The 24,324-nt window shown below is 62.1% G+C and carries 15 protein-coding genes; 13 read left to right on the plus strand and 2 right to left on the minus strand.

What is annotated here, in order from left to right; genetic code table 11:
• The first annotated feature begins 15 nt into the window (after positions 1–15).
• From ssnA to AHA_RS11045, 10 genes are all read left to right on the plus strand, one after another.
• Positions 16–1,344: a putative aminohydrolase SsnA gene (gene ssnA / locus AHA_RS11000; protein ID WP_011706028.1), complete on the plus strand. Its 1,329-nt coding sequence runs from the start codon at positions 16–18 to the stop codon at positions 1,342–1,344.
• Between the two features lie 80 nt (positions 1,345–1,424).
• On the plus strand, positions 1,425–2,201 hold the full coding sequence (gene ygfM / locus AHA_RS11005) for a molybdopterin-dependent oxidoreductase FAD-binding subunit (RefSeq protein WP_011706029.1): 777 nt from the start codon (positions 1,425–1,427) through the stop codon (positions 2,199–2,201).
• Positions 2,198–5,095, plus strand: a complete 2,898-nt coding sequence (locus AHA_RS11010) for a molybdopterin-dependent oxidoreductase Mo/Fe-S-binding subunit (protein ID WP_202795490.1) — start codon at positions 2,198–2,200, stop codon at positions 5,093–5,095. Before ygfM ends, AHA_RS11010 begins: the two co-directional genes overlap by 4 nt.
• A gap of 95 nt (positions 5,096–5,190) precedes the next feature.
• A complete protein-coding gene (locus AHA_RS11015; protein ID WP_011706031.1) occupies positions 5,191–6,708 on the plus strand; it encodes a nucleobase:cation symporter-2 family protein in 1,518 nt (505 codons plus the stop codon).
• Between the two features lie 24 nt (positions 6,709–6,732).
• Positions 6,733–8,049 carry a guanine deaminase gene (guaD, locus tag AHA_RS11020; protein ID WP_011706032.1) on the plus strand — a complete coding sequence of 439 codons (1,317 nt, stop codon included), beginning with the start codon at positions 6,733–6,735 and terminating at the stop codon, positions 8,047–8,049.
• 281 nt (positions 8,050–8,330) lie between these two features.
• On the plus strand, positions 8,331–9,707 hold the full coding sequence (locus AHA_RS11025; protein ID WP_011706033.1) for an NCS2 family permease: 1,377 nt from the start codon (positions 8,331–8,333) through the stop codon (positions 9,705–9,707).
• A 329-nt stretch (positions 9,708–10,036) separates the two neighbouring features.
• On the plus strand, positions 10,037–12,355 hold the full coding sequence (gene xdhA / locus AHA_RS11030) for a xanthine dehydrogenase molybdenum-binding subunit XdhA (protein WP_011706034.1): 2,319 nt from the start codon (positions 10,037–10,039) through the stop codon (positions 12,353–12,355).
• A complete protein-coding gene (xdhB, locus tag AHA_RS11035) occupies positions 12,348–13,226 on the plus strand; it encodes a xanthine dehydrogenase FAD-binding subunit XdhB (RefSeq protein WP_011706035.1) in 879 nt (292 codons plus the stop codon). Before xdhA ends, xdhB begins: the two co-directional genes overlap by 8 nt.
• Positions 13,223–13,708 carry a xanthine dehydrogenase iron sulfur-binding subunit XdhC gene (gene xdhC / locus AHA_RS11040; protein ID WP_011706036.1) on the plus strand — a complete coding sequence of 162 codons (486 nt, stop codon included), beginning with the start codon at positions 13,223–13,225 and terminating at the stop codon, positions 13,706–13,708. The genes xdhB and xdhC overlap by 4 nt, the downstream gene beginning before the upstream one ends.
• 532 nt (positions 13,709–14,240) lie before the next feature.
• The gene (locus AHA_RS11045) at positions 14,241–17,459 is read left to right on the plus strand and encodes an ExeM/NucH family extracellular endonuclease (protein ID WP_011706037.1); all 3,219 of its coding nucleotides are present in this window, start codon (positions 14,241–14,243) and stop codon (positions 17,457–17,459) included.
• Positions 17,460–17,596: 137 nt separating this feature from the next.
• On the opposite strand, the gene AHA_RS11050 is transcribed toward AHA_RS11045, so the two are convergent.
• Complete coding sequence (locus AHA_RS11050; RefSeq protein ID WP_011706038.1) at positions 17,597–18,142, minus strand: glycine zipper 2TM domain-containing protein; 546 nt, start codon at positions 18,140–18,142, stop codon at positions 17,597–17,599.
• Positions 18,143–18,645: 503 nt separating this feature from the next.
• On the opposite strand from AHA_RS11050, the gene AHA_RS11055 reads away from it, so the two are divergent.
• Positions 18,646–18,834, plus strand: coding sequence for a hypothetical protein (locus AHA_RS11055; protein WP_011706039.1), 189 nt, complete (start codon positions 18,646–18,648; stop codon positions 18,832–18,834).
• Positions 18,835–18,893: 59 nt separating this feature from the next.
• Here the strand turns inward: AHA_RS11055 and AHA_RS11060 are convergent, their stop codons facing one another.
• Positions 18,894–20,420, minus strand: a complete 1,527-nt coding sequence (locus tag AHA_RS11060; protein ID WP_011706040.1) for a YfcC family protein — start codon at positions 20,418–20,420, stop codon at positions 18,894–18,896.
• 635 nt (positions 20,421–21,055) lie between these two features.
• Between AHA_RS11060 and AHA_RS11065 the strand changes: the two genes are divergently transcribed.
• Positions 21,056–22,678, plus strand: a complete 1,623-nt coding sequence (locus AHA_RS11065; RefSeq protein WP_011706041.1) for an acyl-CoA synthetase — start codon at positions 21,056–21,058, stop codon at positions 22,676–22,678.
• A 139-nt stretch (positions 22,679–22,817) separates the two neighbouring features.
• Positions 22,818–24,311, plus strand: coding sequence for a KAP family P-loop NTPase fold protein (locus AHA_RS11070; protein ID WP_164927642.1), 1,494 nt, complete (start codon positions 22,818–22,820; stop codon positions 24,309–24,311).
• Positions 24,312–24,324 lie beyond the last annotated feature (13 nt).

Raw genomic sequence — 24,324 nt, forward strand, 5'->3', positions numbered from 1 at the left:
GCGAAGGAGCCAACCATGTTTATTCTGAAAAACGTCACCGCCGTCCAGCTGGAGCCGACCCGGGTGCTGGAAGGGGTGGATATCGCCATCGAAGGATCGCTTATCAAAGCGGTGGGGCCCAATCTGCGGGCCCTCTACCCAGAGGCCACCTATCGGGAGATGGGGGGCAAGCTGGTGATGCCTGGCATCGTCTGTGCCCACAACCACTTCTACTCCGGCCTGTCGCGGGGGATCATGGCCAACATAGCCCCCTGCCCGGACTTTATCTCCACCCTGAAAAACCTCTGGTGGCGGCTCGATCGGGCGCTCGATGAAGAGTCCCTCTACTACAGCGGCCTCATCTGCTCGCTGGAGGCGATCAAGAGCGGCTGCAGCGCGGTGATCGACCACCACGCCTCGCCCAACTTCATCAAAGGCTCCCTGAATGTGCTGCGCAAAGGGTTTGTGGAGGCGGGTCTGCGCGGCATGACCTGCTTCGAGACCACGGATCGCAACGGCGGCCTCGCCGAGCTGCAGGCCGGGGTGGAGGAGAACATCCTGTTTGCGCAGGCCATTGACGCTGCCAAGGCCAAGGGGAGCGAGCCCTATCTGGTGGAGGCCCATATCGGTGCCCACGCCCCCTTCACCGTGCCCGACGAGGGGCTCGCCATGCTGCGCGAAGCGGTGCAGGTCACCGGTCGCGGTCTGCATATCCATGTGGCGGAAGACCGTTACGACATGGCTCACGGCCACCATCACCATGGCAAGGAGCCCATCGCCCGGCTGGACGAGTTTGGCCTTGTCGACAGCAAGACTCTGATCGCCCACGGCATTTACTTAAGTCCGGCTGACATCGAGCTGCTCAACAGCCGCGATGCCTTCCTGGTGCACAACGCCCGCTCCAACATGAACAACCACGTGGGCTACAACCTGCACCTGCCGGAGTATCGCAATCTGGCGCTTGGCACCGACGGTATCGGCTCCGACATGCTCGAAGAGCTCAAGTTCGCCTACTTCAAACACAAGGATGCCGGCGGGGCGCTCTGGCCCGACAGCTTTGCCCGCTTCCTCTGGAACGGCAACACATTGCTTGAGCGCAACTTCGGCGCCAAATTTGGCCGCCTGGAACCGGGCTACAAGGCCGACCTCACCATTTGCGACTACGCCGCACCGACCCCGCTGGCACCGCGCAACCTGGGTGGCCATCTCGCCTTCGGCATGGGCTCATCCTCGGTCAACAGCGTGATGGTGGAGGGGCGCATGGTCTATCAGGATCGCGAGTTCGCCTTTGACGTCGCGCCCCTTTATGAGCAGGCCAGCAAGGTGGCAAGCCGCCTGTGGCAACGAATGGACGCGCTGGCCTGAGGCCACCCTCCGCACGTTTGGACTGGATTGCCCGCCCAGTGGATCTCCCCGGCGGCGGGCAGCAAGAGTAAGGACGACACATGATTGAGCAATTCTTCCGACCCGAGCAACTGGGTCAGGCTTTGGAACTCAAGGCCCGCTTTGGCAACGACGCCGTCTACATGGGGGGTGGCAGCAAGCTCAACGCCGCCCCGACCCGCACCGACAAGAAGGTCGCCATCTCGCTGGACAAGCTCGGGCTTGGCCAGATTGAGCAGCAGCACGGTCAGCTCCACATCGGCGCCACCGTCACCCTGCAAGCCCTCAAAGATGACCCGCGTACGCCGGCCGCCCTGTGCGAGGCGCTGGGGTTTGTCTACTCCCGCCATCTGCGCAATCAGGCCACCCTCGGCGGCGAAATTGCCTGCCAGCAGCAGGACTCTCCGCTACTGCCGGTACTGCTGGTGCTTGAAGCCGTGGTGGTGCTGGAGAACAACCAGCTGCAACCCATCGACGCCTACCTGGCCGGTCAGCGCAAGGAGCTGGTGCTGGGGGTGGTGCTGCCGGAGCCTGAACTGCGCTGCGCCACTCGCCGCATCAGCCGCAACGCCGACGGCCTGGCGGTGATGACGGCCGCCGTGGCCCTCGATGCCCTTGGCGAGATGCGGGTCGCCTTGGCGGGCGTGACGCCGCAGCCGATGCGTCTGCGGGATGTGGAGCGTCATGAGCTGCGGGATGCGGCGCTGGAGGCGGCGGTGAGCGCACTGATTGCGCCGCGCGCGGATCTCGGTGGCAGCGTGGCCTACAAGCGCTATATCAGCGGGGTGGTGGTGGCGGATCTGCTGGTGGAGTGCCAGCAGCAGGAGGTACAGGCATGATGGAACTCAACTTTACCCTGAACGGTGCCCTGCGCACCGTCATCACCCCGGCTGGCGAGAATGCCCAGCGGGTGCTGTTCAACCAGTGTCGGATGCACTCGGTGCGCAACAGCGACGACGGCTTTGGCTTTGCCGGCTCCGACGCCATCCTCTTCAACGGCAAGGTGATCAACGCCTCCCTGCTGATCGCCGCCCAGCTGGAGGGTGCGCAGGTGCGCACCGCCGAGTCGCTCGGCAGCTGGAACCAGCTCAGTCTGGTACAGCAGGCCATGGTGGACGTGGGCGTGGTGCAGTCCGGCTACAACGATCCGGCTGCTGCGCTCATCGTCACCGACCTGCTTGATCGCCATCCCAACCCCAGCCGTGATCAAATCGACGACGCCCTCTCGGGCCTGTTTCACCGCGACGGCGGCTACCAGCAGTTCTATCAGGCCATCGAGCTTGCCAGCTCGCGCCTCAAGGATCCCGATTACCTGTGCCAGATTGCCCCCGAGTTTCGGGGCGACTTGCGCCACATCGGCAAGAGCTGCCCGAAAGTGGACGCCGCCAAGATGGTGCAGGCCAAGCCCTGCTACGTGGAGGACAGGGTCAGCGAGGATGCGCTGGTCATCAAGATGCTGCGAAGCCCCCATCCCCATGCGGTGATCACCAAACTCGACGTGAGCCGCGCCGAAGCCATGCCGGGCGTGGTGCACGTCATCACCCACCTCAACTGCCCGGATGTCTACTACACCCCGGGTGGCCAGAGCGCCCCCGAGCCGTCACCGCTCGATCGCCGCATGTTTGGCCGCAAGCTGCGTCACGTGGGGGACAGGGTGGCCGCCGTGGTGGCCGAGAGCGAAGCCATCGCGTTGGCGGCGCTCAAACTCATCGAGGTCGAGTATCAGGTGTTGCCGGCGGTCATGAACATAGACGAGGCGATGGCCCCCAATGCACCCTTGGTGCATGACGAGCCCATCGTCTACATGGCCGGGGCGCCGGCGGATCTGGAACAGCAGAACGCCTGCTCGGTGCGCCGCGGCGACGAGCACATGATCATCAACTTCCCCATCGGCTCCCGTCCCCACGAGAACCTCGCCGCCAGCGTCCATGGCCAGATTGGCGATGTGGCCAAGGGTTTTGCCGAGGCGGACGAGATTGTCGAGCGCACCTACGAATCGACCCAGGCCCAGCAGTGCCCGACCGAGCCGCACATCTGCTTCACCTACATGGATGGGGAGCGTCTGGTCATTCACGCCTCCACCCAGGTGCCCTGGCACGTGCGCCGTCAGGTGGCGCGCATCGTCGGCATGAAACAGCACCAGGTGCATGTGATCAAGGAGCGGGTAGGGGGCGGCTTTGGCTCCAAGCAGGATATCCTGCTGGAAGAGGTGTGCGCCTGGGCGACCAAGGTCACCGGCCGTCCCGTTACCTTCCGCTACACCCGTGAAGAGGAGTTCATCAGCAACACCTCGCGCCACGTGGCCAAGGTGAAGGTGAAAGTGGGGGCCAAGAAGGATGGCACCATCACCGCCATCGAGATGGATTTTCGTGCCAACACCGGTCCTTACGGCAACCACTCTCTGACGGTGCCGAGCAACGGCCCGGCGCTCTCGCTGCCGCTCTACCCGTGCGAGAACGTGCGCTTTACCGTCAACACCTACTACAGCAACATCTGCCCGACCGGCGCCTATCAGGGTTACGGCGCGCCCAAGGGCAACTTCGCGCTGACCATGGCCATCGCGGAACTTGCCGAGAAACTCGGCATCGATCAGCTCGAGATGGTGGAGCACAACCGGGTGCATGAGGGGGACATCCTCAAGGTGCTGGGTGCCATCGGCGAGGGCAAGATGCCCACCTCGGTGCCCCATGCGGCCAGTTGTGCCCTCGAACCCATCCTCAAGCAGGGTCGCGAGCTGATTGCCTGGGACAGCCCCAAAGCCGCCGACGGGGATTGGCGCATCGGTCGTGGCGTCGCCATCATCATGCAAAAATCGGGGATCCCGGACATCGATCAGGCCAACTGCATGGTCAAGCTGGAATCGGACGGCACCTTTATCGTCCACTCCGGTGGCGCCGATATCGGCACCGGCCTCGATACCGTGGTGGCCAAGCTGACTGCCGAAGTGCTGCACTGCCCGCTCGGGGATGTGCACGTCATCTCGGGCGACACCGACCACGCCCTGTTCGACAAGGGGGCCTACGCCTCGTCAGGCACCTGCTTCTCCGGCAACGCGGCCAAGAAGGCGGCCGAGAATCTCAAGGAGAAGATCCTGTTCCATGGCGCCGCCATGCTGGGCGAGCCGGTAGCCGATGTTGAGCTGGCGTTTCCGGGCCTGGTGCGCGGCAAGCTGGGGGAGGTGAGCCTCGCCAAGCTGGCCCACAAGGCCGAGACGGGTACCGGCTTCGGTATCCTGGTGGGCACCGCCAGCTACATCACCTCGGAGCTTGCCTTCCCGTACGGGGCCAACTTCGCCGAGGTGGCGGTCAACGTCAGAACCGGCCAGATCCGGCTCGACAAGTTCTACGCCCTGCTCGACTGCGGCACCCCCATCAACCCGGAGCTGGCGCTCGGCCAGATCTACGGGGCGACCATGCGGGCCATCGGCCACTCCCTGACCGAGGAGATCTGCTACGACGGCAAGGGCATCCCGCTCACCCGGGATCTGAAGAGCTATGGCGCGCCCAAGATTGGCGACATTCCGCGCGATTTTCGGGCCTTCCTGGTGCCGAGTGACGACAAGGTCGGCCCCTACGGCGCCAAGTCCATCTCGGAGATCGGGGTCAACGGCGCCGCACCTGCCATCGCCACCGCCATCCACGACGCCTGCGGTGTCTGGCTGCGCAAGTGGCACTTCACGCCGGAGCAGATCCTGCGCGAACTGGGCAAGCTGGAGCAACAAGCGTCGGCATAACAAAAGAAAAGGTGAGGGGCGGGCGCAGGCTCGCCCCCAGCACCTGACAGCGGAATGAGTACTCCGCCCATATTCTGTGTGATGGGACAATCAAGATGTCTAAAACAACACGCAAGCACTCGGACCTGATTTACGCGCTCGAAGACAAACCACCCTTTTACCAAACCCTGATGGGGGCCGTGACCCACCTGCTGGCCATCTTCGTGCCCATGGTGACGCCGGCCCTGATCGTGGGCGGGGCCCTCGGCCTCTCCACCGAGACCACCGCCTACCTGGTCTCCATGGCGATGATCGCCTCCGGCATCGGCACCTGGCTGCAGGTGAATCGCTACGGCCCCATCGGCTCGGGGCTGCTCTCCATCCAGTCGGTCAACTTCTCCTTCGTCACCGTGATGATTGCGCTTGGCAGCGCCATGAAAAAAGATGGCCTGCACGAGGAGCTGATCGTCTCGACCCTGCTCGGGGTCTCCTTCGTCGGCGCCTTCCTGGTGATGGGATCCTCCTTCGTGCTGCCCTATCTCAAGCGGGTGATCACCCCCACCGTGAGCGGGGTGGTGGTGCTGATGATTGGCCTGAGCCTCATCAAGGTGGGGATCATCGACTTTGGCGGCGGCTTCTCCGCCATGAGCAGCGGCACCTTCGGCAAATACGAGAACATCGGCCTGGGGCTGCTGGTGCTCTGCGTCATCGTCGCCTTCAACTGCAGCAAGAGCCCCTTGCTTCGCATGAGCGGCATCGCCATCGGCCTGCTGGTGGGTTATGCGGTGGCCCTGATGCTCGGCATGGTGGATTTCTCCGCCCTTGAGAACCTGCCGCTCATCACAGTGCCTGTTCCGTTCAAGTACGGTTTTTCCTTCGATCTGCACGCCTTTGTGCTGGCCGGCACCATCTATCTGTTGAGCGTGCTGGAGGCGGTGGGGGACATCACCGCCACCGCCATGGTCTCCCACCGGCAGATCCAGGGCCCCGAGTTTCAAAAACGGCTCTCCGGCGGCGTGCTGGCGGACGGCCTGGTATCGGTGATCGCCTCGGCGCTCGGCTCCCTGCCGCTCACCACCTTCGCCCAGAACAACGGCGTCATCCAGATGACCGGGGTGGCCTCGCGCCACGTGGGCAAGTTCATCGCCGTCATCCTGGTGCTGCTCGGCCTCTTCCCGGTGGTGGGGCGCTTCTTCACCACCATACCGTCACCGGTGATGGGGGGGGCCATGGTCATCATGTTCTCCATGATCGCCATCGCCGGCGGGCGCATCATCATCAGTCACGGCTTCGATCGGCGCGAGACCCTGATCGTCGCCACCTCGCTCGGGCTGGGGCTCGGGGTCTCCTACGACCCGAACGTGTTCAAGGTGCTGCCGGCGGGGATCTACATGCTGGTGGAGAACCCCATCTGCGCCGGCGGCATCACCGCCATCATCATGAACCTGGTGCTGCCGCAAAGCCGCAGACGCCAGGCGGCCGCCAATGCCACCGAGGCGGTGGAGCTGATCCAGCTGAGCGACAAGCCCGACACCCGTTTTGCCACCCGGCCCGCTCCGTCGGCCACCGCCCGCCAACAGGGGCTGGCGACGGACGAGGCCCAGATACGCGCCCCGCAAGTGGATCGCGGCTAACGAACAACAAGAGGGAATTGAGAGATGAAAAACGACAACTCCGTCAAGGCGGTGCGCGGCAGCTTCTTTGACATCACCCGGGTGGTGAGCCAGCCCGAGGAGATAGAGCCCAATGCCCGCCTCATCGAAGACGGCCTGCTGATCATCCGCAACGGCTGCATCGATTGGTTCGGCCAGTGGGAGGAGGGCAAGGATCGCATTCCGGTCCAGGTACGGGTGCGCGACTATCGCGGCAAGATGATAGTGCCGGGCTTTGTCGACACCCACATCCACTACCCGCAAAGCGAGATGGTGGGGGCCTATGGCGAGCAGCTGCTGGAGTGGCTCAACCGCCATACCTTCCCGGCCGAGCGGCGCTACAACGATCTCGAGTACGCCCGCGAGATGTCCACCTTCTTCATCAAGCAGCTGCTGCGAAACGGCACCACCACGGCGCTGGTGTTCGGCACCGTCCACCCCGAATCGGTGGATGCCCTGTTCGAGGCGGCCAGCCGCATCAACATGCGGATGATCGCCGGCAAGGTGATGATGGATCGCAACGCGCCAGATTATCTGCTGGATACTGCCGAGAGCAGCTATGAGCAGAGCAAGGCGCTCATCGAGCGCTGGCACGGCAACGGCCGCTTGCTCTACGCCATCACGCCGCGCTTTGCCCCTACCTCGACTCCGGCGCAGCTGGTGATGGCGAGACGACTGCGCGAAGAGTACCCGACGACCTATCTGCACACCCATCTGTGCGAGAACAAGGACGAGATAGCCTGGGTCAAATCCCTCTTCCCAGAGCATCAGGGCTATCTCGACGTCTATCACCAGCATGGGCTGACCGGCCACAACTGTGTGTTTGCCCACTGCGTCCATCTGGAAGAGCAGGAGTGGGATTGCCTGAAGGAGACGGGCTCCACCATCGCGTTTTGTCCCACCTCGAATCTGTATCTCGGCAGTGGGCTCTTCAAGCTGCACAAGGCGTGGCACAAGCAGGTGAAGGTGGGGATGGGCACCGACATCGGCGCCGGCACCACCTTCAACATGCTGCAGACCCTCAACGAGGCCTACAAGGTGATGCAGTTGCAGGGCGAGCGCCTCTCGGCCTATCAGGCCTTCTACCTGGCCACCCTGGGCGGTGCCCATGCGCTCGGGCTGGACGAGCAGATCGGCAGCTTCGCGGTGGGCAAGGAGGCGGATTTCGTGGTGCTCGACCCGGTCGCCACCCCGCTGCAGCAGCTGCGTTATGACAACTCCACCACCTTGCGCGACAAGCTGTTCGTGCTGCTGACCCTGGGGGATGACAGATCCATCTACCGCACCTATGTGGATGGTCAGCTGGTGCACGAGCGGGGCTGATCCGGTTTTCAAAGCAGAGGGGCATGCTCGCCCCGGGAACACGGCAGCAGGGGCCAGCGTGGTGCCTGCGCCGCACGACAGGCGGGGCGTTTGCCCCGCCACAGCAGGTGAAATGGCCCGGTTTTTTTAGACGGCAAGTCAAACGTTTGCCTTGCCTGCCAACCCCGTGATGCCGGCGACCGTGGCAGCAGAGATCCACGGCACCGACCGCCATTTCGTCACGACACATTCAGGGATGCAGGAAGGAGTCGGCCATGAGCCAGACAAACAGGATAAACGAGATGGACGGGGCAGTTGCGGACAAGGGGGCGGCGGCGGGACGACAGCCCGCCGGCGGCGCACTCGATCGCTACTTCATGATCAGCGAGCGGGGCAGCAACGTGCGCCAGGAGGTGCTGGCGGGGCTCACCACCTTCCTCGCCATGGTCTATTCGGTGATCGTGGTGCCCAGCATGCTCGGCAAGGCGGGCTTTCCCCCCGGCGCCGTGTTCGTGGCCACCTGTCTGGTGGCGGGCTTTGGTTCGCTGCTGATGGGGCTCTGGGCCAAGCTGCCGATGGCCATCGGCTGCGCCATCTCGCTCACCGCCTTTACCGCCTTCAGCCTGGTGCTGGGGCAGCAGATCTCCATTCCGGTGGCCCTCGGCGCCGTCTTTCTGATGGGGGTGCTGTTCACTGCCATCTCGGTGACCGGGGTGCGCAGCTGGATCCTCGATAACCTGCCGATGGGGATCGCCCACGGCACCGGCATCGGCATCGGGCTCTTCTTGCTGCTGATCGCCGCCAACGGGGTGGGGCTGGTGATCAAGAACCCGCTGGAGGGGCTGCCGGTGGCGCTGGGGGCCTTCACCTCCATGCCGGTCATCATGTCTCTCATCGGGCTGGCGGTCATCGTCGGGCTGGAGAAGCTCAAGGTGCCGGGCGGGATCCTGCTGGTGATCATCGCCATCTCCATTTTCGGTCTCATCTTCGATCCGGCGGTCAAGTACCAGGGGCTGTTTGCCATGCCGAGCCTCGCCGACGAGCAGGGCAAGTCCCTCATCTTCAGCCTGGACATCATGGGGGCGCTCTCGCCGCTGGTGCTGCCAAGCGTGCTGGCGCTGGTGATGACGGCGGTGTTTGATGCCACCGGCACCATTCGCGCCGTGGCGGGGCAGGCCAATCTGCTGGACAAGGATGGCCACATTATCAACAGCGGCAAGGCGCTCAGCGCCGACTCCATCAGCAGCATCTTCTCCGGTCTGGTGGGGGCCGCGCCGGCCGCCGTCTACATCGAATCGGCGGCGGGCACGGCGGCTGGCGGCAAGACCGGCCTCACCGCCACCGTGGTGGGGGTCTTGTTCCTGTTGATGCTGTTCCTCTCGCCGCTCTCCTACCTGGTGCCGGCCTATGCCACCGCGCCGGCGCTGATGTACGTGGGGCTGCTGATGCTGAGCAACGTCGCCCGGCTCGACTTCGATGACTTCGTCGGCGCCATGTCCGGCCTGCTGTGCGCCGTCTTCATCGTGCTCACCTGCAACATCGTCACCGGCATCATGCTGGGCTTCAGTGCCCTGGTGATCGGCCGCATCTGCTCGAAGGAGTGGCGCAAGCTCAACGTCGGCACCGTCATCATCGCCCTGGCGCTGGTGCTCTTCTACGCTGGCGGCTGGGCCATCTAGTCCGCATCGCGTCCCTCTCTATCGCGGGGCCAGCCTCTCTTGGCCGGCCCCGCCCTTCAAACCGCACTCATACCATTTTGATAACGGGGCTTACCAGATTGATAACGCCGCCCGGCACTGGCGCCGCCGAGTCATCCATGGGCTGCTGCTGCGGGGCTGGTCACGGCCATGACGGAGAGCCTGATGGGCGCCGGATGGGATCTTCTTCACACTTCTTCCCTTTGCTCGCCGCCTTTGCCCACCGGTTGGCCCGCCTTGCCGGAAACGGGCGCATATCTTGCTGTTTTTTATACCGGTTCTGATTTTTCTGCCTGACAAAGGACTTGCATATGTCCATAGGATTACCGCTCAAGCGGGTGGATGCCGAGGCCAAGGTGACCGGCAGCGCCCGCTACACCGACGACAACATCATGCTTGGCATGCGCCACGCCAAGTACGTGCGAAGCTCCATCGCCCACGGCAAGGTGCTCACCATCGATGCCAACGAAGCGCTGGCCCTGCACGGGGTCGAAGCCGTGTTCACCCACGAGGATGTGCCCACCACCTGTTTTCGCACCGCCGGCCACGCCTGGTCCCTCGATGAGACCAAGCGGGACGTGAAAGACCGCCGCCTGCTCACCGACCATGTGCGCCACTTTGGCGATGGCGTCGCCATCGTGGTGGCCCGCGATCCGCTGGTCGCCGAGAAGGCCGCCGCCCTGGTCAAGGTGACCTACGAGCCGCTGCCGGTGATGACGGATGCGGCCAGCGCCCTGGCCGAGGGGGCTTATCCCATCCACCCAACCGGCAACCTGCTGCGCCAGAGCCAAATCCGGGCGGGAGAGCCGGAGCAGGCCATCGCCGCCGCCGACTTGCAGTTCAAGGGGCACTACCAGACGCCGGTGGTGCAGCACTGTCATCTGGAGACGGTGACCTGTTACGCCTACATGGATCAGCCGGACCACATCATCGTCGTCACCAGCACCCAGATCCCCCAGATTGTGCGCAGCCGGGTGGCCAAATCCCTCGGCTTGCCCTGGTCCAGCGTGCGGGTGATCAAGCCCTACATGGGCGGCGGTTTTGGCAACAAGCAGGATGTGCTGGAAGAGCCGATGGCGGCGTTTCTGAGCTACAAGCTCGGCGGCGTGCCGGTCAAGGTGACCTTGAGCCGGGAGGAGTGCTTTTTTGCTTCTCGTACCCGCCACGGCTTTGCCATCGACGGCACTCTTGGCATCAGCCGGGATGGCGTGCTCAAGGGGTATCAGCTGGACGTGCTCTCCAACACCGGCGGCTATGCCTCCCACGGTCACTCCATCGCCAGCGCCGGCGCCAACAAGATAAGCTACCTCTATCCGCGCAGCGCCTTTGGCTATGACGCCAAAACCTTCTACAGCAACCTGCCCACCGCCGGTGCCATGCGCGGTTACGGCGCGCCCCAGGTGGTGTTTGCCCTCGAATGCATGCTGGACGATGCCTGCGCCGAGCTGCGACTCGACCCGCTTGCGGTGCGCATCGCCAACGTGGCCCGCGAGGGGGATGTCAATCAGGTCAACCAGAAGACCATCTACAGCGCAGGGCTCCCTGAGTGCCTGCGCCGGGGTGGCGAGCAGTTCGAGTGGGAGCGGCTCAAGGCCGAGTGTCTGGCGCAGGATCCGGCGAGCCGGGTACGGCGCGGCATCGGGGTGGCGTGTTTTAGCTATGGCTCCAACACCTATCCGGTGGGGGTGGAGATCGCCGGCGCCCGCATGCTGCTCAATCAGGATGGCACCGTCAATCTGCAGATCGGCGCCACCGAGATAGGGCAGGGGTCGGACACCGTCTTTGCCCAGATGGCGGCCCAGACCTTAGGCATTCCGTTTGAGCAGATCCGGGTCATCTCGACCCAGGATACCGACATTACCGCCTACGATCCGGGCTCATTCGCCTCGCGCCAGAGCTATGTGGCGGCCCCCGCCATCCATCAGGCGGCGCTGCAGCTGCGGGCCCGCATCCTCTCGCTGGCGGCCCAGCTCTGCCATCAGGATGTGGGGTCGCTCACCCTGATCGATGGCTACGTGGTGCTGGCGGGTGCACCGGACAAGGTGCTCATCAGCGTCGCCGAGGTGTCGGTCAACGCCTACTACCACCTCACCATCGGCGGCCAGATCACCTCCGAGGTCTCCCACAAGACCACCACCAACCCGCCGAGCTTTGGCTGCACCTTCGTCGATCTCAGTGTCGACATCGATCTCTGCAAGGTGACCATCAATCGCATCATCAACCTGCACGATGCGGGCAAGATCCTCAACCCGCAGCTGGCGGAGGGGCAGGTGCACGGCGGCATGGGGATGGGGATCGGCTGGTCGCTGTTCGAGGAGATGATCATCGACGCCAAGACCGGCGTGGTGCGCAACCCCAACCTGCTCGACTACAAGTTCCCCACCATGCTGGATTTGCCCGAGCTCGAGTGCGACTTTGTACAGACCTACGAGCCCCAGTCGGTCTATGGCCACAAATCCCTGGGGGAACCGCCCATCATCTCGCCGGGCCCGGCGATCCGTAACGCCATTCGCATGGCGACCGGGGTCGCCATCAACGAGCTGCCCATCACCCCCAAGACCCTGTTTCGGGAGTTTGTCGCGGCGGGTCTGATTGGCGAGGGAGCAGGGGAGGAACAACGCCATGTTTGATATTGCCTGTTACTACAAGGCCCACAGCGTGGCCGAGGCGGTCGCCCTGCGCCAGGCCGACCCCGAGGCGCGCCTGCTGGCCGGCGGCACCGATGTGATGATCCAGCTGCATCACCTCAACGCCGCCTATCGTCATATCGTCGATATTCACGACTTGCCCGAGCTCAAGGGGGTGAGCGAGCTGGCCGACGGCGCTATTCGTATCGGCTCTGGCACCACCTTTACCGAGCTCATCGAAAACGAGCTGGTGCAGCGCCGCCTGCCGATGCTGGCCGAAGCCGCCGCCACCATCGCCGGCCCGCAGATCCGCAACGTCGCCACCTATGGCGGCAACATCTGCAACGGCGCCACCAGTGCCGACTCGGCGGCGCCCACCGTCGCGTTGGAGGCTGAGCTGGAGATCGCCGGGCCCAATGGCACGCGCCGCATCCCCATCGCCGGTTTTCACACCGGCCCGGGCAAGGTGGCACTGCAACCGGCGGAGATCCTGGTGGCGTTTCACTTTGCCCCGGACGCGCACCCCCAGGTGGGCTCCCACTACTTCAAGTACGCCATGCGGGGGGCCATGGACATCGCCACCATCGGCTGCGCCGCCTACTGCCAGATTGAGGATGGTCACTTCAAGCGTCTGCGGCTGGCCTACGGGGTGGCGGCACCGACGCCGGTGCGCACCCCGCACGCCGAAGCCGCGGCCGAGGGGCAACCGCTGACCCGTGCCACGCTGGCAGCCATTGCCGAGGCGGTGGTGGCTGACGTGGCGCCGCGCTCCTCCTGGCGGGCAGAAAAGGAATTTCGCCTGCACCTGATCAAAACCCTGGCGCAGCGGGTGATCACCTGCGCCGTCGAACGTGCCGGAGGCAAGATCCTATGATGCAACCGCAAAGCTGTCCCACTGTTGCGATCCAGTGCGAGATCAACGGCAAGCCTTACTCCTACGCGGTGTCGCCCACCATGTCGCTGCTTCACTTCCTGCGCGGGCAGGGGCTGATCAGCGTGAAAGAGGGGTGCAGTGTCGGTGAGTGCGGCGCCTGTACCGTGCGGGTGGATGGCACGGCCATCGACAGCTGCCTCTATCTGGCGGTGTGGGCCGATGGCAAATCCATTCGCACCGTGGAGGGGGAGCGTAAGGGGAATGAGCTCTCCGACGTGCAACAGGCCTTTATCGACGAGGGGGCGGTGCAGTGCGGCTTTTGCACCCCGGGATTGGTCATGGCGAGCGCCGCCCTGCTCGACAAGACAGAGCGCCGTCCCTTGAGCGAGGCGGAGATCCGCCGCGGCCTGTCGGGGAATCTGTGCCGCTGCACCGGTTATCAGAACGTGGTGCGGGCGGTGAAAAAGTGCTGCAAGGGGTGATGGGGTTGCCCCTAGCCTTACCTCCTCAAGCCGCCGTTTGGCAGCGGGATGATAGCGGCTGAAATAGGCCGGGAGGGTTATTTTCACCCCGCCGCTCAAGCGTGCATCCCGTTATTTCGGGCGGGCAATGGGGGGCACCCATCCGGTGTCGCTTACCTGCCCGCCTGAATAATAAACAATCGGCTGCGTGCGGCAGCCGGTGGGGTGGCAAGCGACTGTTTTTACGCGATATGTCAGCTTGTGTCGCCATCTTGTGCGCCGCCTTTGCCTATTGGCGACAGCAAATACCGGCGGGCGGGAAATAACGGAAAATAGTGGCAAGGGGTCTGAAAAAAGCTCCCTTTTTTGTCACCTGGTCGCAACATTTTTCTGTAATTGTTAGCCAGCTCGCGGCGACCCTTCGTTGAAACGGGCAGAGTAGGCGCCATGGTCGGCGAAGGCCGCCATGATGCGTAATCAGGGTTGTAATCAGGTGCTGTGGCCCGCTTGGCGGGGCGCAAAACATAACATCAAAAAGAAAAAGGAAACTGGCATGTCAGGAAGACACTCTCTGGTAGCGCTGGCCGTCGGGCTGGCGCTGGCGGGACCGGCACAGGCACAGCTGCTCATCAGCGAATACCTGGAAGGTTCGGGCAACAACAAGGCGGTGGAGCTGAGCAACCTCGGCAGCGACCTTGTCGATCTCTCCCAATACCGGTTGGCGCTCTACGCCAACGGCAAACCTCTCAGCGAATCACCCACCAACAGCCTGACGCTGCAAGGCACGCTGGCCCCGGGCGCCACCCTGGTGCTGGCCAACCCCTCCGCCAGCAGCGAGATCCTGGCCAAGGCCAACCGCACCAGCGGCAACCTGGTGTTCAACGGTGACGACGCTCTGGTGCTCTATCGCGGCAGCGAAATAGTGGACAGCTTCGGCCAGGTGGGGGTGGATCCGGGCACGGCCTGGGTGTCGGGCAACGTCTCGACCCTGGACATGACCCTGCGCCGCAAGGCCACCGTCACCATGGGCCGGACTGATGCTACGTCGCCTTTCGATCCGGCGCTCGAATACGTGGCGGCCCCGAAAGATGACGCCAGCGGCCTGGGTTGCAGCGGCGATGGTCCCTGCGATGGCACCCTGCCGCCTGCCTTCGTCTGCCCGGTGGATAGCCTGGTGCCGGTGCCCGCCATTCAGGGCCCGGGCAGCAGCAGCCCGCTGGTGCCGGCCGGCAAGTTCGAATCGGAACAAGCCTATGCCACCCGCGGCGTGGTGACTCAGGTGGTCAGCGGCCTCTACAAGGGCTTCTTTATTCAGGATGAGCAGGGGGACGGCGATCCGGCCACCTCCGACGGCCTCTTCGTCTACAGCACCAAGGCCAACGCTGCCATCGTGCCGGGGGCCGAAGTGTGCGTCTCGGGCAAGGTGAAGGAGTATTTCAACCAGACCCAGCTCAACGCCGACGAGCTGGTGGTGACCCGGCCGCTGGGGGCCATCCCGGCCGCGGTGGATCTGCTGCCGGTGGCGGGCGAGAGCTTGAGCCAGCTGCTGGAGCGTCACGAGGGGATGCAGGTACGGCTGGTGCCGGGCTCCAGCCTGGTGGTGACCCGCAACTTCAGCTTCGATTACGACGGCAAGCGCAACAACTTGGTGCTGGCCTATGGCGCACCGCTCATCAAGTCGACCCAGAAATTTGCCGCCATGAGCCAGGAGGCGAGCAACTGGGCCCTGCGCAACCAGCAGAACCAGCTGGTGGTGGAGACCGACGCCAAGGCGCCGGATGGCGTGCTGCCCTGGTTCCCCGGCTTCAACGCCGAAGACGGTTACCTGCGCATCGGCGACAAGCTCAACGGGCTGGAGGGGGCGCTCGGTTACTCCTACAACCTGTTCCGACTGGTGGCCAGCAACCGCATTGACGCGAGCCAGATAGATCACAGCGGCTGGGATCGGGTGGAAACCCCCGAGCTCGCCGAGGCGGGGGATCTGCGGGTCGCCAGCTTCAACGTGCTCAACTTCTTCACCACTGTGGTGGGCGGGGATGCCAACCCCACCGGCAGCAACCGGGGCGCCTTGACGGTGGCGGAGTTCGAGTTGCAGCGCACCAAGATCGTCAGCGCCATCACTCGCCTCAATGCCGACGTGGTGGGGCTGATGGAGATAGAGAACAACGGCTACGGCGACAACTCCGCCATCGCCAACCTGGTGGCGGCCCTCAACGCGGCCCAGCCGGATGAGGCGGATCACTACCGCTGGATTGCCTCGCCGGATGGCCAGCCGATTGGCACCGACGCCATCACGGTGGGGCTCATCTACCGGCCCGCCAAGGTGACCCCGGAGGGGGCCGCCAGCCTCATCGCGCTGCCGGTGCAGCAGGCCGAGGCGGTGGACGCCAGCGGCAAGCCGGTGACCATCAATCAGGGGATGCGCGAGTCGCTGGTACAGCGCTTCAGCTCGCCCAAGGGAGATGCACCGCTGACCCTGGTGGTCAACCATCTCAAGTCCAAGGGCTCCGCCTGCTTCGAGGATTACCCCGATTACGCCACTGCCGATCCGCTGGATGGCCAGGGCCACTGCAACGCGCTGCGGGTCTCCGCCGCCAAGGTGCTGGGGGAACAGCTCAAGGATTTGGCCGGGGATCTGCTGCTCATCGGCGACATGAACGCCTACGGCATGGAGGATCCCATCCGGGTGCTGACCGACTATGATCCGGCCGCTCAACCGCGCCACATCATGAGCGCCTCCTTCACCACTCTGGCGGGCCAGCCCTTCGAAGAGAGCGGCAGCGCCCTTGGCAAGGGGTATGGTTATGTCAACCTCAACACCCGCTTCCACGGCACCGACACCTACTCCTACAGCTATGAAGGGGAGCTCGGCAACCTGGATCACGCCCTGGCAAACCCGAGCCTCGCGGCCAAGGTGATCGGCATCGAGGATTGGCACATCAACTCCGCCGAGAGCAACTTCTTCGAGTACGGCAGCAAGTACAGCGGCCAGCTGGTGAAATCCGAAGGGCCCTTCAGCGCCTCGGATCACGATCCCGTGCTGGTAGCCATCCAGTATCCGCTGCCGCCCGCCGGGGTATTGAGCCTCGAGAGCGCCGCTGCGAACGTGGAGGAGGGCAACACCCTGGCCTTGAGCGTGGCGCGCCGCGACGGCACCTATGGTGAGGCCAGCGTCAGCTACCGCATTGCCTACGGCAGCGCCGATGCCAACGACGTGGCGCCGCTCACTGGCACCCTGCACTGGGCCGTCGGGCAGAGCGACAGTCAGACCATCAGCATCCCGGTGAAGAGCGATACCCTGCGCGAAGGAGACGAGACCTTTACCCTGGAGCTGTTTGACCCGAGTGGCGCGACCCTGGGCGAGCAGCACCAGACCCTGGTGACCATCAAGGACAAGCTGGCGCCGTCCACCATCTCGCTGGCGCGCGCCAGCCTGACGGTGAACGAGGGGCAGTGGTTTGCCGAGATCCCGCTGGTGCGCAGCGGCGATCTGAGCAAGCCGGCCCGGGCCCGGGTGGCCCTTGACGGAGTCACGGCACGCTGGGGGCTGGATTTCCTGCCTTGGTTCGGTCAGTCGGTGAGCTGGGCCGCAGGCGAGGGGGGCAGCAAGTCGGTCAAGGTGCTGATCATCGATGACTGGTTTGTCGAACCCACCGAGCAATTCAAGGTGAGCCTGGCGGCGCTGCAGGGTGGCCAGCCGGGTAACCTGCAGGAGACCCGGGTCGACATTCTGGACAACGACAAGTCCTGGTGGCCCTTCGGTCGCCACTGAGGATGATTGAGCAATAAGAAAAGGGGCCTGCGGGCCCCTTTCTGTTGTCAGCCACCTTGCTGTTGTCAGCACGGGAGTGCCGAAAACAGCGAGGCCCATCACCAGGATGGGCCTCTGAACTGGACACGCTGACGGGATCAGCTGCCGCTCTGGGGGTCGTCGATCACCAGCTTGCCATCCTTGACCGGGATGGTGGCGCCGGGGGCCTTGTTCATGCGGATCACCCCTTCCTGACCGGCGAGGCGGTAGGTGACGTCATAGCCAAGGGTGCGGGTGCTGCTCTCTTGCACCGTCTTGCAGCGCTGTTCGGTGGTGGTGTAGGTATCACCGGCCTGCATGTTGCCCTGCACCTGGTTGCCGGCATAGCCACCCGCCACGGCGCCTGCGGCGGTCGCCACCTTCTTGCCGTTGCCGCCACCAAACTGGTTGCCGAGCACCCCGCCCAGCGCCGCACCGACCACGGTACCCAGGATCTTGTGCTCGTCCTGCACCGGTTTGCGGTGGGTCACGCTGACGTTGCGACACTCCTGACGGGGGGTCTTGATGGTCTCGGTCACCGCTTTGCTGGCCAGCACTTCGGCGAACTGAGGCTGTGATGAAAACAGGGATCCGCTGGCGGCGGCTGACAAGGCCAGCGCAGAGGCCACACCGATCCCGACTCCTGCCAACATGGATTTGTTCATTTTCTCTTCTCCTCAAATGCATCACGGGATGCGTCTCTTGCTTGCGGTCATCTTGGCACAAGAGCAAGGAGGCACAAGGCAAAGCCAGTGCGGGCACGACAGCCCCTGACTGCACCAAAAAATGCCTCGTCAAAAAGGTGTCGGGCTTTGGCGACAAAGGCGGGGGAAAGGCAGCAAAAGCGATCTGCGAGTGGCATTTTGCGATTCAGCTGGGCCTATTTTCCCATTTTGCGCCAAGCTTCTGCCACCGCCGGCTGGCGCAGTGGCAAACCAGAGGGGCTTGTCATCCCCCAGCGTCAGTCAGGGCACGCCAACCGCTTGATAAATCACTGTTGCCAGGATGGCTGGCGGCCGATAACAGATCACGGCAAGCATTATGCTTGCTCTGTTGGCAGAGAGGATCAATCGCGCGTCTCTGGCGGCCAGCACCAATGTGAGCCGGCAGGCGCCACCCGCAGTCAGGCCCGTTCGGCTGCGGTCATCCGGTCAGCAAGGGGGTTCATATGTCGATGCTGCCAAGATGGATACAACCGGCCGTGCAGGCCGGCATCATCACCCAGGAACAAGCCCAGCGGTTGCTGGACTCCCTCTATCAACCCCTCTGTGAGACGGCGCAGGAGCTGCCCGCCGACCTTGCCGACATCAGCCTCAAGCTCTTCTGTTTTCGCCAGCAGCACAGGGTGCACCACTAGGCTTTCCAGATCTGCGCCCTTGATAAGGCATGACCCCGCCGGGGCGGGGGCCATGTGCCCTAGATCAGCATCACCTGCGCCACCAGCATCAGGGCGCCGAAGCCCAGCACGAAGCCCACCATGGGCAGCACGAACCTGACCCACTGGTTGAACTGGATGCCGAGCATCTGCAGGGTGACCAGCACCAGCCCGGTGGGGGCCAGGAACAGCATGGCGTATTGCCCCCAGTTGTAGGCCGACACCACGATATAGCGCGGGATCATCACGGTATCCGCCAGCGGTGCCATGATGGGCATGGAGAGCACCGCCAACCCAGAGGAGGAGGGCACCACCAGCCCCAGCAGGGTGAACACCAGCATCTGGGCCACCGCAAACACGGCGCCGTGCATGCCGGCCACCAGACTGGAGGCATAAGCCAGGATGGTGTCCGAGATCATCCCCTGATCCAGCACCAGATTGACCCCCCGCGCCAGCCCGATGATGAGCGAGACGGCCACCAGTTCTGACGCCCCCTGGGTGAAGGCCTCGACCGCCTCTTTCTCCCTGAGGCCGGAGATGAAGATGGTGACGATGGCGACGGCCAGGAAGGAGGCCGCCATCTGCGGGAACCACCAGCCAGCCATGGAGACGCCCCACACCATCAGGGGGAAGGCGAGGATGAACAGGGTCAGGATGATCTTGCGGCGCAGGGTGAAGGGGACCCCTTCATCGAGGGAGCCCTCTTTCAGAAAGCGGGCCCGAAAGCTCTCTCTGTCCTCATAGGTGTAGGAGAAGGCAGGGTTGGCCTTGATCTTTTTGCAGTACCAGTAGAGATAACCGATCACCACCAGGGTGCCCACCAGACAGCCGACGGCGCGAAAGATGAGCCCCTCGGTAAAGGGGATGCCGGCGGCGTTGGAGGCGATCACCACCGAGAAGGGGTTGATGGTGGAAAAGGTGGTACCCATGGAGGCGGCCAGGAAGATCGCCCCCACGCAGACGATGGCGTCATAGCCGAGCGCCAGAAAGATGGGCACCAGGATGGGATAGAAGGCGACCGCCTCCTCCTCCAGTCCGCAGGTGGTGCCCCCCAGCGCCATCACAAAGCAGACCAGCGCCACAAACAGGAACTCGTTGCCGCGGGTCTTGCGCGACAGCGCTACCAGCCCCGCATTGAAGGCGCCGGTCTTGTTGATGACGCCGATCAGTCCCCCCAGCACCAGGATGAAGACGATGATGTCGGCCCCCTCTATGGTGCCCTTGACCATGCTCACCGCCACATCGGAGAGTCCTTTCGGCGCCTGGGCCAGCCGCTCATAGGTACCGGGGATGGCGATGGGCTTGCGGATGGTACCGTTGACGAACTGCTCCACCCCGATATTGATGTCGAGCCTGGTCAGCTCATCCTGAGTGGCGGGCACTCGCCGGGTTTCCCCTTGCGGCGTATTGATGGTCAGCATATGGCTGGCGGCATTATAAGAGAGCTTGGCATAGGCGCCCGCCGGAATTATCCAGGTGAGGGCGATGGCCAACAACATGATCAAAAACAAAATGGTAAACGCGGTGGGAAATTGTCTGCGGGTCTGGGTATTCGGCTCGGCACACATAAAATGCTCCTCGATAAAGCAGGTTCGGGCTCGGCGGAATATCGGGTCGATAGGGTTCCTTCGTCATGCAGCGGGAGTGCGCAAACTCACTGGTTGTGGCGCATCGTATGGCGAGAAATCTGGCCTGATATTGAACATCCGGTAGATTGTTTCGCCAGGAAACCATAACCCGCCGAGGGGAAGCATGAACAGCGCTGCGGGCCTGCTTTATGGATGCCGTCACAAAATATATTTAATGAGGGATCTGTCATTAATTTTCTAGCAATAAACCGATGCGCTTGCTTATGCCATAAATATCCAGGCAGCGGTTTTTATAAATATATCGACATCGGCAAGCCTGCAACCTGATATGGCCAGCTTGCATGCCAACATCAGCATATTCATTATTTGTCGGGTTTTATGCCGAGGATATTGTCTGTCGACATTTGCCGCTGAAAAAACAGGCACCAGCATGCAGCTCGGTCAGATTAGCGGCGCCAGCTCGGCGCCCCTAAGACGTTTTGCTAATACCCGCGACCATCACCTCGCGCTAGGCTGTGATCCCCGATACGAGCACCCTCTGGCAGGACGCCAGAGGATGGTTGCCGGCGCTCCCGGGAGCGCACCGCTTTTGCTACCTGCAAGGAAGGAACCCGATGACAGAGCAGAACATCTATCAGCGCGATCTGGAAAAAAATCCCGCCAATTACCAGGCGCTGACCCCCATCAGCTTTCTGGGGCGGGCCGCCCGGGTCTACCCCGACTATCCGGCGCTGATCCACGGCCCTCTGCGCCAGAGCTGGGCCCAGACCGAGCGACGCTGCTGCCAGCTGGCCTCGGCCCTGCGCCGCCGCGGCATCGGTGAGGGGGATACCGTCTCCATCGTCGCCCCCAATACCCCGGCCATGTTCGAGGCCCACTTCGGGGTGCCCATGAGTGGCGCCGTGCTCAACACCATCAACACCCGGCTCGATGCCGAGTCGATGGCCTTTATCTTCCAGCATGCCCAGAGCAAGGTAGTGCTGGTAGACCGGGAGTTTGGCGCCCTGGTGCAAAAGGCGTTGGCACTTGTCGAGAACCAGCCGCTGCTCATCGCCATCGACGATCCCCTCTACCGGGAGGGGGAGCTGGTCAGTGACCTCGACTATGAGGCGTTTCTTGCCGAGGGGAGTGGGGATGAGCCCGGCTGGTTGCCGCAAGATGAGTGGCAGGCGATTTCCCTCAACTACACCTCCGGCACCACCGGCAACCCCAAGGGGGTGGTCTATCACCATCGCGGCGCCCACCTCAATGCGGTCAACAACGTGCTCTCCTGGGAGCTGCCCAAGCACAGCGTCTATCTCTGGACCCTGCCGATGTTTCACTGCAACGGCTGGTGCTTCCCCTGGACCCTGGCGGCGACGGCTGGGGTGAGCATCTGCCTGCGCCATGTGCAGGCGGCAGCCATCTATGAGGCGCTGCACGAGCACAAGGTGAGCCATTTTTGCGCCGCCCCCATCGTACTCAATATGCTGAACAACGCCGATCCGGCCCTCAAACGCGGGCTCGACCATCCCATCAAGGTGATGACGGCAGGCGCGGCGCCACCCGCCACCGTGATCGCCGGCATGGAGGCCATGGGGATCGCCGTGACCCACGTCTACGGCCTCACCGAAACCTATGGCCCCTGCGTGCTGTGCGAACCGCAAAGAAGCTGGCAGGGGCAGGATGCCACCACGCTGTCGCGTCTGAAAGCACGCCAGGGGGTAGCCTCACCCCTGCAGGGAGAGATGCGGGTCATCAACCCGGTCAGCGGCGAGCCGGTCCCTCAGGATGGCAAGACCATGGGGGAAATCGTGCTGCGCGGCAATGTGGTGATGAAGGGCTATCTCAAGAATCCTTCCGCCAGTGCCGAGGCGATGGCGGAGGGGTGGTTTCGCAGCGGCGATCTGGCGGTGTGGCACCCGGACGGTTACGTGGAGATCAAGGACAGATCCAAGGACATCATCATCTCGGGCGGGGAGAACATCTCCAGTCTGGAGGTGGAGGACGTGCTCTATCGCCATCCCGATGTGGACGAGGTGGCGGTGATCGCCATGCCGGACGAGAAGTGGGGGGAGGTGCCCTGCGCCTTCGTCAAGCTCAAGGAGGGGCGCGAACTCACCCAGGCCGAACTGATTGCGTTTTGCCGCGAGCAGATGGCCCACTTCAAAGCCCCCAAGCGCGTCATCTTTACCCCGCTGCCGAAAACCTCCACCGGCAAGGTGCAGAAATTTATGCTGCGCCAGCAGCTGGGGTAGGAGCTAGCCACTCTTATCCAACGTTTTGAGTTGGTGCCATTTTGCCTGAAGCAATATGGCGCCAAACTTCTATGTTCATCAAACTCTTTCGGGGCTCACTCTGGTAATATCCTGCTCAATATCGAGGCAGGGAAATATTATGACGCGAGCGGAGTTTAATTGGGAAAATTCCATAGCATGGAGTGGTCCGGGAACCATTGAAGGAGTGCAGGATACTCTCGCAGGAGATCGGCTGGATCGCGCTCGCTATGCCGAGTTTCTGACCAATTATCTGGCGGCAGAGGGCAAACAGCGCAACTATGTACTGAACCTCAATGCTGAGTGGGGAGCAGGCAAGACCTGGTTTATCAAGCGCTGGTATATGGAGCTGAAACAGCATTATCCCACCGTCTATATCGATGCCTGGCAGCAGGACTTTTCTGATGATCCATTATTGACAGTTATTTCGTCTATAATCGATCAGCTCAAAGAAGTTGCAGGGAAAGACAATAAAATCCCAGAAGGTATGCGCCAGCGGCTATTGGGATTATTCAAGGTAGGTAGCAAGCTTGCGTTGAAAGCGGCCATCAAGAAAGCTGGACTGGAAGAAGACGATTTTTCTCTGGAAGGGGAAGATGCCAATCAGCTGGTTGATGCTCTCTGCAGCAACCAAAAAGAGCGTTATGAATCTATTCAGTATCTTAAACAGGAGATACGGCAATGGGTCGAGGGGGCTGTTGGTTTAAGTGATGGAGAACTGGATTACCCGGCATTTATCTTGATCGATGAGCTGGATCGTTGTCGTCCTCCTTATGCGGTAGAAATGCTGGAAACTATCAAACATATATTCGATATTCCCAGAGTGGTCTTTGTGTTGGCTACAGATACAGAACAACTACAACATGCTGTAAAAGTAATTTATGGTTCCGAATTTGATGCTTATATATATCTAAGTCGTTTTTTTAATCGGCGATTCAGTATGCTTAGTGGCTCAAGGCATGATTTTGTTGAAAGTCACTTATCTGATGTAACTTATCTTAATAGCAGTCTTTTTGAAAACATATGGCCTACAGGCCTGAGTGTGGACTCGATTGGAGTAATTATTTCATCGATAGCAGATGCTTGTCAGCTTTCACTCAGAAGTACTGAAAGACTTATTGATAGGTTATTGTTAGTTCTTGTGAATATGAAAGATGATTCTATTAATATAGTCTTTCTTGCTTATCTTATAGCCTTGCATGAAAGCAAGCCATCTGACTATGAGACTATAATTTCATTGAAGCGTAGTCATTCACTTTTATCTGGTATTAAGTCCGATGAGATTAAACCACACGGCATGAATAATATTTCTGGGATAGTTAGTATTAAAATGGAAAGTGGCTGCAATGGTGCATTTACACAAGGTGTATACCAAGTGCATATTAAAGCTCTTATTAGAAACTATTTGTTTGGTTACTTGGGTGAGTATCAAAATATTGATAGTAAATTAAAGAGGGATGTTAAGGAGTTTGATGAAAAATATCGTTCAATGACTGCGGAAGTCTTTTCAGAGAAATTAAAAGAAGGAGTTATTAATTCGTGCTTACATAAAAAATCACGAGTGGATATGTCTACATATAGGAATTGGGTTGAGTTAGCAGTGTCATTTGAATGAGCTTAACGGGCCA

Origin of the sequence: Aeromonas hydrophila subsp. hydrophila ATCC 7966, assembly GCF_000014805.1 — a bacterium.
Classification (GTDB): Bacteria; Pseudomonadota; Gammaproteobacteria; order Enterobacterales; family Aeromonadaceae; genus Aeromonas; species Aeromonas hydrophila.

Coding starts and splice junctions, on each gene's coding strand:
- ssnA (WP_011706028.1), top strand. CDS start 16: ATGTTTATTCTGAAAAACGTCACCGCCGTCCAGCTGGAGCCGACCCGG.
- ygfM (WP_011706029.1), top strand. CDS start 1,425: ATGATTGAGCAATTCTTCCGACCCGAGCAACTGGGTCAGGCTTTGGAA.
- AHA_RS11010 (WP_202795490.1), top strand. CDS start 2,198: ATGATGGAACTCAACTTTACCCTGAACGGTGCCCTGCGCACCGTCATC.
- AHA_RS11015 (WP_011706031.1), top strand. CDS start 5,191: ATGTCTAAAACAACACGCAAGCACTCGGACCTGATTTACGCGCTCGAA.
- guaD (WP_011706032.1), top strand. CDS start 6,733: ATGAAAAACGACAACTCCGTCAAGGCGGTGCGCGGCAGCTTCTTTGAC.
- AHA_RS11025 (WP_011706033.1), top strand. CDS start 8,331: ATGGACGGGGCAGTTGCGGACAAGGGGGCGGCGGCGGGACGACAGCCC.
- xdhA (WP_011706034.1), top strand. CDS start 10,037: ATGTCCATAGGATTACCGCTCAAGCGGGTGGATGCCGAGGCCAAGGTG.
- xdhB (WP_011706035.1), top strand. CDS start 12,348: ATGTTTGATATTGCCTGTTACTACAAGGCCCACAGCGTGGCCGAGGCG.
- xdhC (WP_011706036.1), top strand. CDS start 13,223: ATGATGCAACCGCAAAGCTGTCCCACTGTTGCGATCCAGTGCGAGATC.
- AHA_RS11045 (WP_011706037.1), top strand. CDS start 14,241: ATGTCAGGAAGACACTCTCTGGTAGCGCTGGCCGTCGGGCTGGCGCTG.
- AHA_RS11050 (WP_011706038.1), bottom strand. CDS start 18,142: ATGAACAAATCCATGTTGGCAGGAGTCGGGATCGGTGTGGCCTCTGCG.
- AHA_RS11055 (WP_011706039.1), top strand. CDS start 18,646: ATGTCGATGCTGCCAAGATGGATACAACCGGCCGTGCAGGCCGGCATC.
- AHA_RS11060 (WP_011706040.1), bottom strand. CDS start 20,420: ATGTGTGCCGAGCCGAATACCCAGACCCGCAGACAATTTCCCACCGCG.
- AHA_RS11065 (WP_011706041.1), top strand. CDS start 21,056: ATGACAGAGCAGAACATCTATCAGCGCGATCTGGAAAAAAATCCCGCC.
- AHA_RS11070 (WP_164927642.1), top strand. CDS start 22,818: ATGACGCGAGCGGAGTTTAATTGGGAAAATTCCATAGCATGGAGTGGT.